General features: G+C 68.0%; 4 protein-coding genes. All 4 read right to left on the bottom strand.

All coding sequences use genetic code 11. From position 1 onward, the window contains the following. Positions 1-852, bottom strand: an 852-nt coding sequence (gene tolA, locus AC1DY5_RS51335) for a cell envelope integrity protein TolA (protein ID WP_478121968.1), incomplete at its 3' end; no start/stop codon positions are given. Then, positions 849-1,286 (bottom strand): ExbD/TolR family protein, encoded by a 438-nt coding sequence (locus AC1DY5_RS51330; protein WP_478121967.1) that lies wholly within the window; start codon positions 1,284-1,286, stop codon positions 849-851. The genes AC1DY5_RS51330 and tolA, both read right to left, overlap by 4 nt. A gap of 20 nt (positions 1,287-1,306) precedes the next feature. After that, positions 1,307-2,020: a protein TolQ gene (gene tolQ / locus AC1DY5_RS51325; protein ID WP_478121966.1), complete on the bottom strand. Its 714-nt coding sequence runs from the start codon at positions 2,018-2,020 to the stop codon at positions 1,307-1,309. Next, positions 2,017-2,469 (bottom strand): tol-pal system-associated acyl-CoA thioesterase, encoded by a 453-nt coding sequence (gene ybgC, locus AC1DY5_RS51320; RefSeq protein WP_478121965.1) that lies wholly within the window; start codon positions 2,467-2,469, stop codon positions 2,017-2,019. Before ybgC ends, tolQ begins: the two co-directional genes overlap by 4 nt. Between the last annotated feature and the right edge of the window lies 1 nt (position 2,470).

The raw sequence follows: 2,470 nt of genomic DNA, 5'->3' as shown, positions 1-2,470 counted from the left end.
CGACTTGACCAGCGCCGGGGTGCCGACGATGGTGCCGTCGGGCGCCAGCCGGACATCGAACTCGGCACCCGGATTGCCGCTGACCAGGTCGGCGTCGGGGAACACGACGTTGGGCCGCACCGCCGCGGCGACCTTGCCGCCGTAGCTGCCCGACGGGCCTGAAGACTTGGCCGCCGCGCCTTCGCCGCCCGAGCCGGCCATCGCCTGCATGCGCTTCAGCGTCGCCGCGCGATCTGCCGCGGCCTGCGCCGCCTGCTTGGCCTCGGCTTCCTTCTTCTTTGCGGCTTCGGCCTGCTTGGCGGCTTCCGCCTCCTGCTTGCGCTTTTGGTCGGCGAGCTTCTTCTGCTCTTCCTTCTTGCGCTCGGCTTCTTCCTCGGCGCGCTCGCGGGCCTCGGCCTCGCGCTTTTCCTGCGCCGCCTTCTTCGCCGCCTCGAGCTTCTTCTGCTGCTGGGCCTGCTGCTCGAGTTCGCGCTCGCGCTCCTTCTGTTCCTTCAGCTTCTTCTCGCGCTCGAGAGCGATGTCGGGCGCTTTCGGCGCTGGTGTCGGCTCCGGCGGCCGGACCGCCTGGGGCGGTGGCGGAGGAGGCGGGGGCGGCGGCGGGGCCGGGGTCGGCGTCGGAGGCGGCGGCACGGGCACCGCGGGGGCCACGGCACGCGGCGCCGCCTGCTGCACGGTGGTCGACCACAGCTCGGCCTCGACCGCGTCGTTCTCGGCCTCGCGGCGCCAGTTCACGCCCCAGGTCAGGGCGGCGATCAACAGGGCATGGGCAACAAGCGCCAGCGCTACCGCGCGCGGCGTGCCGCGCTGCGGCGGCGGGGCGAATTCGGGACGGTCGGCGGCGAGCGACATCATTTCGCGCCGGTGGTCTGCACCGACAGGCCGACCCGCTCGATGCCGCTGCGCTTCAACTGGTTCATGGCCTTCACCACGGTTTCGTACTTGACGGTCTTGTCGGCGCTGATGACCACCGGCCGTTCAGCGTCGCCGCCCTGCGCCTGCTTGGCGGCCGAGCCGATCTGCGTCATCGGGATCGAACTGCTGCCGCTGCCGGTCGACGGATCCTTCTTGATCTGCACCTCGTCGTCGCTCTTAATCACGATCTCGATCGGACGGTCGGGCTGCTTGTTGGCCTTGTCGACGCTCGGCAGGTTGATCACGCTCGGCGTGATCAGCGGTGCCGTGACCATGAAGATGATCAGCAGCACCAGCATCACGTCGATGAACGGGACCATGTTGATCTCGTTGATCGTGCGGCGGCCGCGGCCGCGGGAGGACATGGCGGGCATGGTGCGATGCTCCTCTCTGCTCAGCGGCCGGCCGGGGTGACCGTCGCCGGATTCACATGGGCCGTGAGGTTGCGCTGCAGGATGTTCGAGAACTCCTCGATGAAGGTCTCGAGCGCGATCGCGATCTTGTCGATCTCGCGCGCGAAGCGGTTGTAGGCAACGACCGCCGGGATCGCGGCGAACAGGCCGATGGCGGTCGCGACCAGCGCTTCGGCGATGCCCGGGGCGACGGTGGAGAGCGTCACCTGCGCCAGGGCGGCGAGGCCGGTGAAGGCGTGCATGATGCCCCACACCGTGCCGAACAGGCCGACATAGGGCGAGACCGAGYCGACCGTGGCCAGGAAGGACAGGTTCTGCTCGACCGCGTCGAGCTCGCGCTGGAAGCTCGCCCGCATCGCGCGGCGCGCGCCGTCGAGCAGCGTGCCGGTGTCGGAGACATGGCGCTCGCGCAGCTTCTGGTACTCGCGCATGCCGGAGGCGAAGATGCGCTCCATCGGACCCGCGAACTTGGCGTTCTGGGCCGCCGAGGAGAACAGCTCGTTGAGGCTGGTGCCCGACCAGAAGTCGCGCTCGAAGTCTTCGTTGAGGGAGCGCGTGCGCTTGAGCGCGAAGTACTTGCGGAAGATCGCCGCCCAGCTGGCGACGGACACCACGATCAGCAGCAACACCACGAGCTGCACCGGCAGGCTGGCGTGGAGCAGGAGGGAAAGTATCGACAGGTCTTGTTGATTCATGGCTTGAGAGGTTGAGACATGGAGCTGGCGTAGCGCTCGAGGGTTCCCGAAACCTGGCGCGGGATGCGCGCGGGACGCAGGCTGGCCGCATCGACCCAGCCGATGCGGATCGTGCCTTCGCACAGCAGGGCGGGGCCCGATGCTGCACTTTGCTCCGAATTTGATAGCACGCGCTGGGCGATTATCAGTGACGCCGAGCCGATCTGGCGCAGTTCGGCTGTAACCAGCAGTTCGTCGTCGAGCCGGGCCGGACGGTGGTACTTGAGCTGCGTCTCGCTGACCACGAAGATGCCGCCGGTCTCTTCGCGCAGTTGCCGTTGCGCGATACCCAGGGAGCGCAGCCACTCGGTGCGGGCGCGCTCCATGAACTTCAGGTAGTTGGCATAGAACACGATGCCGCCGGCATCGGTGTCTTCCCAGTAGACGCGAATGGGTAGCGCAAAACTCATG

The organism is Variovorax sp. P4_D9 (assembly GCF_056401695.1).
Note: the sequence above shows the minus strand (reverse complement) of the source record. Positions and strands in the feature narration are given on the sequence as shown.

Bases quoted from the DNA above. Each gene is read 5' to 3' on its own strand.
- ybgC (WP_478121965.1), bottom strand. From the start codon at position 2,469: ATGAGTTTTGCGCTACCCATTCGCGTCTACTGGGAAGACACCGATGCC.
- AC1DY5_RS51330 (WP_478121967.1), bottom strand. From the start codon at position 1,286: ATGCCCGCCATGTCCTCCCGCGGCCGCGGCCGCCGCACGATCAACGAG.